12 protein-coding genes and 1 other RNA gene are annotated in these 14,574 nt (G+C 57.6%); 4 read left to right on the forward strand and 9 right to left on the reverse strand.

Translation table 11 applies throughout. The features are described 5' to 3' along the window. The first annotated feature begins 312 nt into the window (after nt 1–312). Nucleotides 313–975 (forward strand): hypothetical protein, encoded by a 663-nt coding sequence (locus ACIPW4_RS16055; RefSeq protein WP_400659359.1) that lies wholly within the window; start codon nt 313–315, stop codon nt 973–975. Between the two features lie 895 nt (nt 976–1,870). On the opposite strand, the gene ACIPW4_RS16060 is transcribed toward ACIPW4_RS16055, so the two are convergent. From ACIPW4_RS16060 to ACIPW4_RS16070, 3 genes are read right to left on the reverse strand one after another with little or no spacing between them, the layout of a single operon-like run. Further along, complete coding sequence (locus tag ACIPW4_RS16060; RefSeq protein WP_400659361.1) at nt 1,871–2,125, reverse strand: hypothetical protein; 255 nt, start codon at nt 2,123–2,125, stop codon at nt 1,871–1,873. Between the two features lie 54 nt (nt 2,126–2,179). After that, on the reverse strand, nt 2,180–2,497 hold the full coding sequence (locus ACIPW4_RS16065; protein ID WP_400659363.1) for a hypothetical protein: 318 nt from the start codon (nt 2,495–2,497) through the stop codon (nt 2,180–2,182). Beyond that, a complete protein-coding gene (locus tag ACIPW4_RS16070; RefSeq protein ID WP_400659365.1) occupies nt 2,494–2,715 on the reverse strand; it encodes a hypothetical protein in 222 nt (73 codons plus the stop codon). The genes ACIPW4_RS16065 and ACIPW4_RS16070 overlap by 4 nt, the downstream gene beginning before the upstream one ends. 116 nt (nt 2,716–2,831) lie before the next feature. Between ACIPW4_RS16070 and ACIPW4_RS16075 the strand changes: the two genes are divergently transcribed. The 3 genes from ACIPW4_RS16075 (at nt 2,832) to ACIPW4_RS16085 (ending at nt 4,149) form a co-directional block, all read left to right on the forward strand. After that, nucleotides 2,832–3,083, forward strand: a complete 252-nt coding sequence (locus ACIPW4_RS16075) for a helix-turn-helix domain-containing protein (RefSeq protein WP_400659367.1) — start codon at nt 2,832–2,834, stop codon at nt 3,081–3,083. A 31-nt stretch (nt 3,084–3,114) separates the two neighbouring features. Further along, nucleotides 3,115–3,447, forward strand: a complete 333-nt coding sequence (locus tag ACIPW4_RS16080; protein ID WP_400659369.1) for a hypothetical protein — start codon at nt 3,115–3,117, stop codon at nt 3,445–3,447. Nucleotides 3,448–3,576: 129 nt separating this feature from the next. Continuing rightward, nucleotides 3,577–4,149 carry a recombinase family protein gene (locus ACIPW4_RS16085; RefSeq protein WP_400659371.1) on the forward strand — a complete coding sequence of 191 codons (573 nt, stop codon included), beginning with the start codon at nt 3,577–3,579 and terminating at the stop codon, nt 4,147–4,149. A gap of 484 nt (nt 4,150–4,633) precedes the next feature. Here the strand turns inward: ACIPW4_RS16085 and ACIPW4_RS16090 are convergent, their stop codons facing one another. The 6 genes from ACIPW4_RS16090 to ACIPW4_RS16115 form a co-directional block, all read right to left on the reverse strand. Beyond that, nucleotides 4,634–6,022, reverse strand: coding sequence for an ATP-binding protein (locus tag ACIPW4_RS16090; protein WP_400659373.1), 1,389 nt, complete (start codon nt 6,020–6,022; stop codon nt 4,634–4,636). A 378-nt stretch (nt 6,023–6,400) separates the two neighbouring features. Beyond that, nucleotides 6,401–6,497, reverse strand: an RNA gene (gene ffs, locus ACIPW4_RS16095) — signal recognition particle sRNA small type. A 249-nt stretch (nt 6,498–6,746) separates the two neighbouring features. Further along, nucleotides 6,747–9,077 carry an NAD-dependent DNA ligase LigA gene (ligA, locus tag ACIPW4_RS16100; RefSeq protein ID WP_400659375.1) on the reverse strand — a complete coding sequence of 777 codons (2,331 nt, stop codon included), beginning with the start codon at nt 9,075–9,077 and terminating at the stop codon, nt 6,747–6,749. A 99-nt stretch (nt 9,078–9,176) separates the two neighbouring features. Continuing rightward, the gene (zipA, locus tag ACIPW4_RS16105) at nt 9,177–10,061 is read right to left on the reverse strand and encodes a cell division protein ZipA (protein ID WP_400659377.1); all 885 of its coding nucleotides are present in this window, start codon (nt 10,059–10,061) and stop codon (nt 9,177–9,179) included. Nucleotides 10,062–10,265: 204 nt separating this feature from the next. Next, on the reverse strand, nt 10,266–13,754 hold the full coding sequence (gene smc / locus ACIPW4_RS16110; protein WP_400659379.1) for a chromosome segregation protein SMC: 3,489 nt from the start codon (nt 13,752–13,754) through the stop codon (nt 10,266–10,268). A gap of 3 nt (nt 13,755–13,757) precedes the next feature. Beyond that, on the reverse strand, nt 13,758–14,417 hold the full coding sequence (locus ACIPW4_RS16115; protein WP_400659381.1) for a GntR family transcriptional regulator: 660 nt from the start codon (nt 14,415–14,417) through the stop codon (nt 13,758–13,760). Nucleotides 14,418–14,574 lie beyond the last annotated feature (157 nt).

A 14,574-nucleotide genomic window follows, 5' to 3' on the forward strand; every position in this document is an offset into this window, starting at 1 on the left:
CAAGCTGCTCTGCCAGTCCGTCCCAGTGTTTTCGGGGGTTTGGGGACCTTAATGCTAAGCAAAACACCTTCCTTTCCATGAAAAACAGTTTCTGAATAAATCAGCCATGTCAACCAATAGCTTGACCGATCGTCGAAATTGTGTATAATCAGCGGCCTACCCAGTAGGTAGACAGACATTTTAGAAGCCTCCACCGCGACCACCGAAATGGTGCCTTGCAAGGAGGCTTCGTCGTGTCTGGAACTCACAAAACTAAACCGGCACAACCCGAGAGGAATGCCTATGCAAGTGAACTGACACAGGAGAACCAAAATGGCATTTGACTGCCCCGCTTTTACTGCAACACCACTCATTCACGTTGATGGACTGCTCATCAGTCCAATTACTGGCGAAATCGTTGGATACGACGACAAGCCTTCTGTCTTCAGCAAACGCCCTGACTACAAGCCACCACTGAGTGAGTGCCGGAGTGCTGACGACCTTGAGCAGCACCTGAAACACGTAGACCGTCGCAAGCTGCCGCCGCATACACTGCACTCCCTGATTGACACTCAGGACCAAGCCCATGGTGTATGGCGCCGAATAGGCGTGGACTGTCGTATCACTGTTCCGATGATGAACGCCCTGAGCCAACTGCACGAACTGGTGATCTACCGGAACATGATCATCATGTCTCAAGCCGACTTGGCGAAGGCATTGGGTACAACAGCTTCAAACCTGATGAAAAGGCTTAGCACGTTGATCAGCACCAATATGGTGCGTGTGAGCACCTCAAGGCAGGGTGGCATTCGCACGGGTGAAATCAAGCTGACAGTAAATCCACGGCTGATCTTCCGAGGTGATGATGCCAAACGGGATGAGTACATCGAGCATTGGTATCGTGACTGGACAACTCTCCACCCTCAATCGGCATCGAGCATGAATAGAAGAGGATGGGATGACAACACCATTACCACAGCAGCACTTGCCGCTTGACCCGAAATGCTGGTTGTTGACCTTGCGTAGTTTCACATCACTTTTTTAAAAAAACTACGCAAGAAAACCTCTACAGACCACGAAACTCAAGGGGTCGCGTAAATTCGTTATACATAATAAAGATTCTAAAAATTGATACACCAGCCAATTAAGCCTGACGCTTTCAGTACATCTGACTTTACAGACTGTTCGCACCATGAAAATTTCTCCTAGACCGTCGGGTCTACGCTTGATACACCTCGACCGTAGGTCACAGCCACTACCCTTCAAGTGTTACTGGGGAATAAAAATTGATGAATATCAATTCCCCAGAAAATGAAAGAAATGATCCTGTGTCGGTGCGACACGGTGTATCCCTTCAACTCCGTTGATCATCTGCACGGTACAGACAAGAGCGATAAGCTCATCTGGTTTGGTTTCTATTGGTTGTTGTTGATCTGGGTATCCACCTGTACTGCCGTACAGCGTGCGTCACTAACACACATCGCTTTGATCTTGATGTGCAAACTATGCGGAGCATGACGAGTATCTGCGAAAGCGGTGCTTACAGGGTGCTTCAACCAGAATGGAAGGGGATGAATGATATACGATTCATCCCCGAAACCTGAAGGCTGACCGCCTTGGTGTGCAACCAGCCAAGCGACGCTTGCACAAGATGCCACTGCTAGCTGACGCTAACCCTCATGCACCAATAGCCAAGATCAAAAGCAAGAGATTGGTTTGTGATGAATTGTTATTGGTACGCAATCGACCATCAGGCAGGTGAAGATCGGCCAGTACGTTGTAACCTACTGAGAGCTTGCCGCTCTGAGTGCGAATGGTCCCGCCTGACCGGATCGAAGACGACTCAGGACTTGCCACCTGAAATTACATCCAGCCAACCCGGAGTCTTTTCTTATGGCGCCAGGATTGGTGCTTTGGGTGCAAAAGAGCTGTGACCACTGGCAGCATCTGCAATGATTGTTAGCTTGTCGTGCATAGACACCAACAGGAACCAAATGCCCGAACCAAAGCAGCCAACCAGAAAACCCAGTATTGCACCAACAGCTCCGTGGCCTACTTCAGAACCGATGATGGCCCCGCCGATGACACTGAAGACAATTCCAACCCATGCGAAGAAGCTCACAACCTTGATGACAACGTGCTTCATTTCAACCTCCTACAAACGCTGATGACATCCATTTCACTCGATCTCTCGTAGCTCTCAACGAAGCCAACCATCAGCAGTGAAGGCCGTCTTGCCGCTCGGCAGCTGGATCAGTGCAGAATCGCCAATGAACTTGGCGGCTTCGATGTAGCTGACCTTGGTGGCGTTCGAAATCGTCCTGCACTTGCCGGAGCCGATCAGACGCTCAGCCGCATCCTCATCCTGATCAAGTGACGCGTCCACCATGTCCCTCCAGTCACCACCCTTGAAGCAAACCATCGAACCAGCAACCAGTGTTTTCTTGGGGTAGGTTTCTGCCATCGCGGCAGATGCAATCAGCGGCAATAGGCAAAGCATACGGGCAACAGTTTTCATCGTGCACTCCTAGATGGAGAGGCTTCACCACCCCGCCTGCCGCTTTGCAGAATCTGCCTGATCTGCTTGTCGATCTTGCGGTTATGCCAGTCATTCGCACGCATGTTAATGCCCCAAACGAAGACCCACAGCCCACATGTCATAACGCACATCAGCAGGTGCAGAACGTGGTTGGTTTTCTTCTTTTGGCTGGTCAGATAGTACAAGTGATCGCTCATGAGTTGTCCCCGCTCATTGGTTTCTGGGCTAAAGCCCAAGAATCCAGAATATCCGAAATTCAGATATCCGAAAAGCAGATATAGCGTGAGCAGCTACCCTTATGTAGCTAGCGACTATGCCCAAGACGATCTATCGACCAGAGCACACTGCCCTTCTGCACCTTTTGAAGACCTACCGGAAAGCGGCAGGACTCACACAAGTGGAATGCTCCAAGGCGCTAGACCGCCCTCAGTCGTTCATGAGTGACGTTGAGAATGGGACACGTAGGCTGGACATCGTGCAGCTACGCGATTTATGTAAGGTGCTGGGAGTCAGCCTCCCAGAGCTGGTAGTAGAGCTTGAGAACGCGATCACGGCAAGCCAGTAAGACCGGACTAACCCACACAGGACAACTCATCATGGAAGACCACGCCTCAGTCACCGATGACATGTTGGAGCTGCTGCACCTCAACCAGACTGCCCTACGTGCTGGCCTTGAGGAGCTGCCTCTCTGGATCAAGCAACGCGGATCAACGAACGTGCACGGCAATGTATTGAGCATCATGCACACCCCCGACACCAATGCCGAAGCAATCGCCTCTGGCATCCAGTCTCTACGCTTACGATATGCGGCCAAAGTGATTCGATACCTCATCCATGACCTTGCAATGTTGCGACTGGATAGAAGGCGTCAGGAGCAGATGGTGGTTTACAAGGTCGTGGCTCTAAAGCAGATAGAGCAAACCAGCTAGCTCATCAAACGGACGTTATACGACACCAGCTCAGAAGGTGCGTATCTGGTATCAACAAGTGTGCTTGCGACTAGATGACACTAGCCGTATACTGACACCGCACTAAATGACACCAGCAAGGATTCTGTCATGTCCCGCACCTTCGCTTACTGCCGCGTTTCCACCATTGACCAAACCACAGACAACCAGATTCTTGAAATCCGTGCTGCTGGCTTCGATGTGCAAGCCCAAAGGGTTATCGCTGAAACTGTCTCAGGCTCCACTCAAGCAAGCGAGCGTGTTGGATTCCAAAAGTTGCTGGATCGCATGGAAGCTGGTGATGTGCTGATTGTCACAAAGCTTGACCGCCTGGGGCGTAACGCAATCGACGTGCGTCAAACCGTAGAGAAGCTGGATTCAACTGGCATCCGTGTTCATTGTCTCGCCTTGGGTGGTGTAGACCTCACCAGTGCAGCGGGCAAGATGACAATGCAGGTGTTGAGTGCCGTGGCTGAATTTGAACGTGACCTGTTGATCGAACGCACTCACGCTGGCATCAACCGTGCGAAGGCAGAAGGCAAGAAGATGGGACGCCCTGAGGCGGTAGACACCACCAAAGCTGTACAGGAGTGCAAGGCCGACAATCTGAGCCAGAGCCAGACAGCAGAGAAGCTAGGTATTAGCTTGGCCACGATCAAACGCCACTGGAACAAGGCCGCCTGAGTTCAGACATTCTCGAACACCCCCGCTTAGGTCGGTATACAGTTTACTCCGATTTGAAAGACTAATTCCTCTGTAAGCCACGGCTTACGGTGGTTCCAGTCTGTAACGGCATGCAAACCACACCCGGCTGCATTCTGCCAGAGTGGACAGATCATCCTTGCAATGCCTTCACAGGCTGTCACGGCAGCCACATCCCGGCAGACAGGTATAGAGTTATTTTAGAAAAACTCAGTTTTCTGTTTGAGCCGGTCGCACAGCGTTAAGAAGCCCAGGTGTAAACCCCAGTTTTTCAAACGTCACGACCAGCTTATATTTTCCAGCCTGAAATCAAGGGCGAGCCCAAGGTGCATGGTCGTTGCAGAGCGTGGTTTAGTTCCACACCATCCTAACCTTCGCCATGCTCGAGAAATCGACGGACACCCACTTAGATTTCGCCGATATAATCTAAGTCCCTTGGGCCGCAAACCAATCACGACACCCGTGACTAAGCCTTCACATAAGTCACATTGAAAGCATTCGCGGCCTCATCAACTACCTTAATCTTTCCGATTTTCCGCAAACTCTGAAGCGCCTTCTTCACCTTCTGCATATCATCCTCACCACTCAACTGCCTAATCAATTTATTATTGATAACCCCTCCAGGATTTTCTTCGAAATACTTTTCGATAACCTCAATGACCGATGCAATTCTCTGATGCCGTATGGTGACGACGAAGGCATTATTAGACTCTTCAAAAAATGGCGGCACCAGACCTGCCTTCTTCAGTTCATTATAAGCAGTATCCAGCCCTTCTCCGATATCATGATTCACCGGATTTGGGAGATTGTGAAGCATTCGAACCAAATTAGGATTTCTCGAAAAACGATCATCGTAAATATTATCTACAGTCATATATCCTGGCAATCTCCCAGGACTCTGAATCTCGATTCTATTATCGAAAATTCGAACATGAATATCATCATTGAGACTGTAATCTCGGTGAAGCACAGCATTCACGAGAATTTCCTTTAGTGCTTCCGCAGGATAGGAAAGCTTCACTACTTTCTGGCCATCCATAAAGGAGGCACCGTCAATGTACTCTGCAACCTTTGCTATAGTACCAGCAATTACCTCGTCTACGGAGCCATTTACCGTGACAGGCATCTCTGCAAGGTGCTCGCGCTTGTATTCCGTATCGGTAGTACGAAGACGATAAACCTTCACTGCACAACGTGTCTGGAGAGTTGCCTGCGGATTATCATCAAAAATCAATACGCAACCAACATTTGGAAACTTATCCACCCCTTTCTTAGTCAATAGTCTCTGCTTTTGCAAGAAAACTTTAGGCTCTAAACTGCTCTTCACTTGCCCCATATACACAGCAAGCTTTTCACTCTCCGCCACTTCGTCAACATCCACATCTTCAACCGCCTTTCTTTCGTAGAGCTCAGCCCCCTTGGAATAACCAAGCTGAGTAACCTTTTCACCTTTGATCTTCAGCTTCTGTGCATTCACACGGATAAAGCAATCCCCTGCTGCGGTGTAGTGCACTTTGGGGCTTTTAGGTATTGAAAAGTGGAGTATTAAGCCACGCCCATTGGTGTCAAGGAATTCCCAACCCAAATTTTCCACAGCCGGAACCGTACTTTCTAACAGGGTTGCGATAATTCCGTTCGCCTCTTCCGGCTCCTGGAACCCCACAATTCTCTCACCTTTCTCAGCTTTATCCTCAATACCTACATAGAGATCACCACCGTCTGAATTCGCAAACGCAACCAAGGTCTCTTGAAGTTTAGCAGGTGCAATACGCTTGCTCTTAACATCATTAAAATGATCTTCATCAAGAACTAGGAGGCTGACAATTTCTTCTTGAGATATCTTAGTTACGTCCACTGTATGTCCTTATCTGGAGATGCTAAAAGCATAATAGTGGCACCGAGACTCACCAAGCACAAGCAGTCTGATCAGAACTGTCGCCCCGCCCATCTTGTCGGACGATTTCAGCACCATGTGCATGAAGCCGTGCCCTCAGGAAACACAATGCCAACAACCCGGATTGGCGTCATGCAGAAGGCGCCCGTTGCCGGGTTACTGACTAGCGTCACGAGATCACAACGCAAAGGACCTCGATCCAAATGCTTAAGGGAAGCGGAGTAGGTCGATGATAGAATGCTCAACGCAGGACACTTAGGTGTACCTGAACACTGTCACACTTCAAGATTTTTGAGCGAGAAATCCTTGAGAATTCAAGGACTTGCGTAATGGAGGCGGCCCCACCAGCCACACCCCGGCACTCGATGTTCCCGCTATGGCTGCTCCCTTCCGGGCCTGACCAGGTTAACGGGTAATCAATGCGGGGGGACCGATGGGGCCACCACTACGCGGCTCGCCAAGCAGCGAGCCGCGCCATTGTACCGGTCTGGGGCGAAGATACAACCTCTGGGGCAAGAAAAAGTCATCATTTCTCAATGACTTGTCTTGAGCGCAGCGACCAGGATGGCCAAAAGAAGATCCCTGTGGGAGCGGGCATGCCCGCGAACACCGGCGAAGCCGGTGCCATCCACCGCGTCGCCTGCTTCGCGGGCAAGCCCGCTCCCACAAGGATTGTGGCAAGCCGTTAGACAGTGATGCCATGCTCCGCCAGGAAGGCAACGAAGGCCTCTTCATCCAGCACCTTCACCCCCAGCTCACTGGCCTTGGCCAGCTTGGAACCCGCGCCAGGGCCCGCCACCACACAGTGGGTCTTGCCAGAGACCGAACCGGCCACCTTGGCACCCAGCCCCTCCAGCTTCTCCTTGGCGATGTCGCGACTGAAGCGCTCCAACGACCCTGTCAGCACCCACGTCTGGCCAGCGAGCGGCAGGCCTTCAGCCACCTTCTTCTCGCTACTCCAGTGCATGCCGAAGTCGAGCAGCTGGGCCTCGATGGCACGGGCCAGCTGCTGATTGGCTTCGTCCTTGAAGAACTCGCGCACCGCTTCGGCCTGTTTAGCCGCCAGCGCCTGACGCAGGTCGATGCCGTCAGCGGCGATGATCTTGTCCAGGCTATCGAGCTTGGCCACCAACTTTTCGGCCCCGGTCGGGCCGACCGATGCGATGTCCAGCTTGGCAATCAAGCCTGCAAGGGTCGTGCTGGCGGCGAATTCGGCAGCCAGCTCACCCTCGTCCTGCAACTGCATGCCGCTGGCCAGCAACTGCTCGATGACCTTGCGGTTGTGCTCGTCCTCGAAGAAGTTGTGGATCTCGTATGCGACTTCCAGACCGATGTCCGGCAGATAGGTCAGCACCTGCGGCAGCGCCTGTTGCACACGCGCCAGGCTGCCCAGCGAACGGGCCAGAACCTTGGCAGTCTCCTCGCCGACATCAGGAATGCCCAGGGCATAGATGAAGCGGGCCAGGCTCGGGCGCTTGCTGGCTTCGATGGCGTCCAGCAACTTCTTGCTGGAAACCTCTGCAAAGCCCTCCAGGCCGACGATCTGCTCGAACGCCAGCTTGTACAGGTCTGCCGGCGAGCCGATCAGGCCCTCATCCACCAGCTGCTCGACGCTTTTCTCGCCCAGGCCATCGATATCCATGGCACGGCGGGACACATAGTGAATGATCGCCTGCTTGAGCTGGGCAGCACAGGCCAGGCGGCCGACGCAGCGGTACACCGCACCTTCGCTGGTGGTTTCCTTGCCCTTGCTGCGCTTGATCAGCTGGGTACGCTCGACCTGCGAACCACACACTGGGCACGCACTTGGCACTTGCACCAGGCGCGCATCGTCGGGACGGCGCTCAAGCACTACCTGCATGACCTGCGGGATCACATCACCGGCACGGCGGATGATCACCGTGTCCCCGATGCGCAGCCCCAGCCGGGCGATTTCATCCATGTTGTGCAGCGTGGCATTGGACACGGTCACACCTGCCACCTTGACCGGCTTCAGGCGCGCCACGGGCGTGACCGCACCGGTACGGCCGACCTGGAATTCCACATCCAGCACTTCGGTGAGTTCCTCCATGGCCGGGAACTTGTGGGCGATGGCCCAGCGTGGCTCGCGCGCACGGAAGCCCAGCTCGCGTTGGGCGGCCAGGCTGTTGACCTTGAACACCACGCCATCGATCTCGTACGGCAGGCTGTTGCGCCGCTCGCCAATGTCACGGTAATAGGCCAGGCACTCTTCGATACCCGCCGCATGCCTGAGCTCGCGACTGATCGGCAGGCCCCACTGCTTGAGCTGCTCGAGAATGCCGATATGGCTCTCGCCGATGCTCTCCGAGACCTGCCCGACACCGTAGCAGCAGAACTCCAGCGAGCGGCTGGCGGTAATCTTCGAATCCAGCTGGCGCAGGCTGCCAGCGGCAGCGTTGCGCGGGTTGGCGAAGGTCTTGCCACCCGCCTCGGCCTGAACGGCATTGAGGCGATCGAAGCCGGCCTTGCTCATGTACACCTCGCCACGCACTTCGAGCACGGCGGGCCAACCTTCGCCCTGCAGCCTTAGCGGGATGTTGCGCACGGTACGCACGTTGGTGCTGATGTCTTCGCCGGTGGTGCCGTCGCCTCGGGTGGCGCCCTGCACCAGCTGGCCATCGCGGTAGAGCAGGCTCACTGCCAGGCCATCGAGCTTGGGCTCACAACTGAAGTCCACTGCGCCCGGCTGGTCGAGGCCATCGACCACACGGCGGCCGAATTCGCGCAGGTCGGCCTCTTCGAAGGCGTTGCCCAGGCTGAGCATCGGCACTTCATGGCGCACCTGACTGAAGGCGGCAAGGGCTGCGCCACCTACGCGCTGGGTCGGCGAGTCGGGAGTGACCAGGTGCGGGTGCTCGGCCTCGAGCGCCTTGAGCTCATTGAACAGGCGGTCATATTCGGCATCGGGCACGCTGGGCTCGTCGAGCACGTAGTAACGGTAGTTGTGCTGGTCGAGCTCGGCGCGCAATGCGTGGATTCGGGTTTCGGCGGTCATTCTTCAGGTTCTCTTGCAAAGCAAAAGAGCAGCCCTGGGCTGCTCTTGCGCTTGAAACAGGGTGGGTGAGACCGAGGCCAGGCCACCCACTTGGGCACATCAGCGCTTCTGGGTCAGCGCACGGCGCTCGAACTCGACGATGCGCTGGCGGTAGTGCTCGATGGTCTGGGCGGTCAGCACGCTGCGCTGGTCGTCCTTCAGTTCGCCATCGAGTTCATGGGCCAGTTTGCGCGCAGCAGCCACCATCACGTCGAAGGCCTGCTTCGGATGACGCGGGCCCGGCAGGCCGAGGAAGAAGCTCACTGCACGGGTGCTGAAGTGGTCGATGTCGTCCAAGTCGAAGATGCCCGGCTTGACCGCGTTGGCCATGGAGAACAGCACTTCGCCGTGGCCCGCCATGCTTTCGTGGCGGTGGAAGATGTCCATTTCGCCAAAACGCAAGCCGCTTTCAAGGATGTTCTGCAGCAGGGCAGGCCCTTTGAAACCGCCCTCGTCGCGGGAGATGACGCTGATCACCAGCACTTCCTCGACGGGCGGCAACTCCTTGGCCGCGTTGCCGGTGGCGGCAAAGCCGCTGCTGCGGGTGTTGTCGGCGGCGAAATCTTCGTCGGCATCGGCGAACAGGTCAGGCTCGCGTGGCTCGGCAGCCAGGTTCAGGTCGCCCTGCTGCTGCTCCTGCCCCGCACGCTTGCCGCGCTTGCTGGCCTTGGCCGGCTTCGGCTCACGCTCACGTTCGCGCGTCGGTGCGCTGACCGACGGCAGGTCGGCCTCGTCCAGTTCAGGCTCCTTCTGGGCATCCAGCACTCGCGATGGGCCAAGCACTTCAGCGCTGCCCTCCTCGTCCGGCAGATTGGAGTAACTGCGATCCAGACGGAATTTCAGCTTGCCTTTCCCGCCGCGCATGCGGCGCCAGCCGTCGAAAAGAATACCGGCGATGACTATGACGCCGATGACGATCAGCCACTCGCGCAGACCGATTTCCATGTAATCCCGTGCCTCTATAAAAATATGCTTGAAAACAAAGGCTTCAAAGCCCTTTAACACGTGGCGCCAACTCTATGTTCTGACAGGCGTTTTACCCACGCAAGAAACGAGTGACATTAAGCTAGCACGACCATAGACAACTTTACACCGTCTGTCGCACATGACAGGGGCATTTGCCTGCTGTTTTCGTCCAATCTTCGCTCATCAGGCGTCCACCATGGCCAGGGCCTCCTCCACATCAACTGCAACAAGACGTGAACAACCCGGCTCGTGCATGGTCACCCCCATCAATTGATCCGCCATCTCCATAGCAATCTTGTTGTGGGTGATGTAGATGAACTGCACGCTTTCGCTCATTTCCTTGACCAGCCGGGCATACCGCCCGACGTTGGCATCGTCCAGCGGCGCATCGACCTCGTCGAGCATGCAGAACGGTGCAGGGTTCAGTTTGAAGATGGCAAACACCAGCGCCAATGCGGTCAGTGCCTTCTCGCCGCCGGACAGCAAGTGAATGGTGCTGTTCTTCTTGCCCGGCGGACGCGCCATGATCGTCACCCCTGTATCGAGTAGATCTTCGCCCGTCAGTTCCAGATAAGCGCTGCCACCACCGAAAACTTTTGGAAAAAGAGCCTGTAATCCGGCATTTATCTGATCAAAGGTATCCTTGAAGCGGTTGCGGGTTTCCTTGTCGATCTTGCGGATGACGTTTTCCAGGGTATCCAGTGCCTCGACCAGATCGGCGTCCTGGGCGTCCAGGTAACGCTTGCGCTCGGACTGCTGCTCGTACTCCTCGATCGCCGCCAGGTTGATCGCACCCAGGCGCTGGATGCGGCCTTCGACCTGTTCCAGCTCCTGCTCGGTGCTTTGCTCGCTGGCGTCGGCCTCGACGCTGGCGAGCACGCCCTGCAAATCGTAGCCGTCGGCCAGCAACTGTTCCTGCAAGGTCCTGCGGCGGATGTCCAGGCCCTGGTTCTCCAGGCGCATCTGTTCCAGCTGACCACGCAGCAGCTGGGCTTGCTGTTCGGCCTGGGTGCGGCGCTTTTCGGCGTCGCGCAGTGCGCGGTCGGCTTCATCCATGTGCAGCCGCGCCAGGCGCATTTCCTCGTCGACGCTCATGCGCCGCTCCAGCAGCTCTTCAAGTTTCAGGCGCAGCTCTTCGAGCGGCGCCTCACCCTCCTCCAGGTTCAGGCTCAGTTGCTCCTGACGTTCGCTCAGGCGCGCGGCCTGCTGCTCCAGACGCTCCAGCGCCTGGCGAGTGGAGTCGTGCTGAGCACGCAGCGACCCCAGGCGCACGGCCAGTTGATGGGCGTGATCCTTGTGCTGTCGGGCTTCCTGGCGGATGCGATCGAGGCCTTCGCGCAGGGTGTCGCGGCGCGCCATCAGGTGCTCGCGCTGCTCGGTGTCCTGAGCCATCAGGTCCAGCGCTTCCTGCAGCACCAGGCGCGCCTCGCCCAATTGCTCATGCTCCAGGGCACGCTGCTCCTGAAGCTCTGCCAGTTCTTCCTGCAGGCGGCGGCGGCGCAGCTCTACTTGCTCGGCGCGGGCGCGGCCAGCGGAAAGGCCAGCCTTTAGCTCGCCATGCTGGCGGCTTTCTTCCTGGGTGCGGCGGCGTAACTGCTCGCGCTGTTCCTCCAGCTCCAGCTGCTGCTCGCGGGTTATCTGAAGCTGCTGTTCCTGCTGCTCCAGCGCGGCTTCAAGCTCCTGCTGCTCTTGGCCCAGGCGTTCGATTTCCTGGCCACGGGCCAGTACGCCCCCCTGGGACTCACCACCCCGGCTGACGCGCAGGAAATGGCGGCCAACCCAGTAACCGTCACGGCTGACCAGGCTCTGCCCTTCGCCCAGCGCTGCGCGCCTCGCCAAGGCCTCGGCGAGGTCTTCCACCGGCTGCACCCGGCCCAGCCACGGGGCCAGGTCGATGCGCCCTTCGACCTTGTCGAGCAGGCTGCCGGGCTGGCGCTCGCCATCCCCAGCCGCCAGCAACAGGCGTAACTCACCCTGCTCCAGGCCGTTGAAATCCAGCCCGGCAAAATCGTCCAGCAGCACGGCCTGCAAATCGGCACCCAGCACGGTCTCCACCGCCAGCTCCCAACCGGGCTCCACACGCAGGCCCTCAGCCAGGCGCGGGCGCTGCTCCAGGCCTTGTTCGCGCAACCAGTCGGCGGCGCCGACACCGGGCTCAAGCGCGGCCTGTTGCAGCGCCTCCAGCGAGGCCAGGCGGCCGCCGAGGCGCTGCAGGTCGCCCTGCTGCTGTTGCTGCGCATGGGTCGCCTGCTGCAGTTGCTCGCGCACACCTTCCAGGCGCTCGACCACCTGCTCCTCCGACAACTGCAACTCTTCCAGCAACATTTCGCTGCTGGCGAGTTGTTCGGAAAGCTCGACCAAGGAGGCATCCTGCGGATCCACAGCCAGTTGCTCGCCTTCCTCGGCCAGCTTGCGCTGACGTTCGGCCAGGCGCTCCAGGCTGGTTTCCAGCTGCTGCAGGCGTGATTGCTGTACTTCGGCCTGGCGCCGTGGTTCGGCGGAGCGGGTGTTGAAAGCGTCCCATTGCTCCTGCCAGCCGTGCATGCCCGACTCGGCCTCTTCAAGGGTGGCGGCGGCCTCTTCGGCGGCGGCCAGGGTCAACGCCTGCTCCGGCTCGAGCATGGCCAACTCTTCATCCAGGGTCGCCAGCAGGGTGCGGTCATGGCCCAGGTGCGATTCGGTTTCCTGACGGGTGCGCTCGGCTTCCTTGAAGTCGTCCTGCAACTGGCGCAGGCGCTGCTGACCGTGCTGGATGCTCTGCTCGACCCGGGCGATATCACCGGCCACCGAATAGAAGCGGCCCTGGACCTGGTTGAAACGCTCCGACAATTCATGGTGGCCGTCGCGCAGTCGTTCGATGCTGGCATCGGCGTTGCGCTGCTCGGCCACCAGCGCTTCATGGGCGACATCCTGATCACCGATCACCGCCTCGCGCTGGCGCACGCGCTCATCCAGATCGCGCCAGCGCAGGGCCGACAGGCGCGCCTTGAGCTGGCGTTCCTGGGCCTTGTATTCGCGGTATTTCTCGGCGGCCTGGGCCTGGCGATGCAGGCGCTCAAGCTGACGCTCCAGCTCTTCGCGCAGGTCGGTCAGCCGCGCCAGGTTCTCCTGAGTGCGGCGGATGCGGCTTTCGGTTTCGCGGCGACGCTCCTTGTACTTGGAGATGCCGGCCGCCTCCTCGATGAAGTTGCGCAGTTCTTCGGGCTTGGCCTCGATCAGCTTGGAGATCATGCCCTGCTCGATGATCGAGTAGCTGCGCGGGCCCAGACCGGTACCCAGGAAGATGTCGGTAATGTCCCGTCGGCGGCATTTGGTGCCGTTCAGGTAATAGCTGTTCTGCCCGTCGCGGGTGACCTTGCGGCGGATGGAAATCTCGGCATAGGCGGCGTACTCGCCCAGCAAGGTGGTTTCGCTGTTGTCGAATACCAGCTCGATGCTGGCCTGGCTCACCGGCTTGCGGCTGGTGGAGCCATTGAAGATGACGTCGGTCATCGACTCGCCGCGCAGGTTCTTCGCCGAACTTTCACCCATCACCCAGCGCACTGCGTCGATAATGTTGGACTTGCCGCAGCCATTGGGGCCGACCACGGCCGCCATGTTGCTGGGGAAGTTGACCGTGGTGGGGTCGACGAACGACTTGAACCCGGCCAGGCGAATGCACTTCAGGCGCATCGATCAGCCCCGCGCCAGCGCCGCCAGCACCAGTTCGCAACTGCGCTGGCCGTAGGCGGTGAGAACCTCGCGGATGCGCGGCAGGTCACGGGCAACCACCGCTTCGAGCAGGCGGGCAAACAGGTCGAGGTAGTCGTCCATGTTGGCCTGGCGCTGCTCCAGGGCCAGGTAATAGGCCCGGCTCATCGCCGGCTGCAGGTTTTCCACGGTTTCCTGCAGGTAGGGGTTGTCAGCGAACGGGTAGGCAGCACGCATCACCGCAAAGCTTTCGGCGACGAACACTTTGATGTCCTGGTGATCGCGTGCCTGCTGCAGGCGCTGCTGGATGTCCATGAACGGACGCAGGTCGGCCTCCAGGCGCCATTTCTGTGCAACCGCATTGCCCAGCAGGATGTAGAACTCGCCCATCAGGGTGCACAGGCTACGCACGCTGCGTTCGTCCAGTTTAGTGACATGCGCGCCACGTCGCGGCAGGATCGCGACCAGATGGCGACGTTCAAGGATCAACAACGCTTCGCGCACAGAGCCGCGGCTGACACTGAGGGCCTGGGTGACCTTCTGCTCCTGGATCCGCTCACCGGGCGCAAGCTCGCCGCGAATGATACGTTCGGCCAGGTAGTCGGCAATCTGCTCGGAGAGGCTGTCCGGCGCCTTGAACGTCATGGTTTTCCTTCAAAATCATTGAACTGGGCTCAAGTGGGCGATTGTAGCGCACTTGCCCGGCCCACGCGCAGAGGGGCATGGCGCTTTCTTCGAGCCGAAGGGCACCCAGCCGGGCGGCGCGATCTATGCTTGTAATAGAGGCCCTGCGTTCGGCTGA

The sequence above is a fragment of the Pseudomonas sp. NPDC089996 genome, assembly GCF_044748405.1.
Taxonomy (GTDB): domain Bacteria; phylum Pseudomonadota; class Gammaproteobacteria; order Pseudomonadales; family Pseudomonadaceae; genus Aquipseudomonas.

Coding starts and splice junctions, on each gene's coding strand:
- smc (WP_400659379.1), bottom strand. CDS start 13,754: ATGCGCCTGAAGTGCATTCGCCTGGCCGGGTTCAAGTCGTTCGTCGAC.
- ACIPW4_RS16065 (WP_400659363.1), bottom strand. CDS start 2,497: ATGAAAACTGTTGCCCGTATGCTTTGCCTATTGCCGCTGATTGCATCT.
- ACIPW4_RS16060 (WP_400659361.1), bottom strand. CDS start 2,125: ATGAAGCACGTTGTCATCAAGGTTGTGAGCTTCTTCGCATGGGTTGGA.
- ACIPW4_RS16085 (WP_400659371.1), top strand. CDS start 3,577: ATGTCCCGCACCTTCGCTTACTGCCGCGTTTCCACCATTGACCAAACC.
- ACIPW4_RS16115 (WP_400659381.1), bottom strand. CDS start 14,417: ATGACGTTCAAGGCGCCGGACAGCCTCTCCGAGCAGATTGCCGACTAC.
- ACIPW4_RS16055 (WP_400659359.1), top strand. CDS start 313: ATGGCATTTGACTGCCCCGCTTTTACTGCAACACCACTCATTCACGTT.
- ACIPW4_RS16070 (WP_400659365.1), bottom strand. CDS start 2,715: ATGAGCGATCACTTGTACTATCTGACCAGCCAAAAGAAGAAAACCAAC.
- zipA (WP_400659377.1), bottom strand. CDS start 10,061: ATGGAAATCGGTCTGCGCGAGTGGCTGATCGTCATCGGCGTCATAGTC.
- ACIPW4_RS16080 (WP_400659369.1), top strand. CDS start 3,115: ATGGAAGACCACGCCTCAGTCACCGATGACATGTTGGAGCTGCTGCAC.
- ACIPW4_RS16075 (WP_400659367.1), top strand. CDS start 2,832: ATGCCCAAGACGATCTATCGACCAGAGCACACTGCCCTTCTGCACCTT.
- ligA (WP_400659375.1), bottom strand. CDS start 9,077: ATGACCGCCGAAACCCGAATCCACGCATTGCGCGCCGAGCTCGACCAG.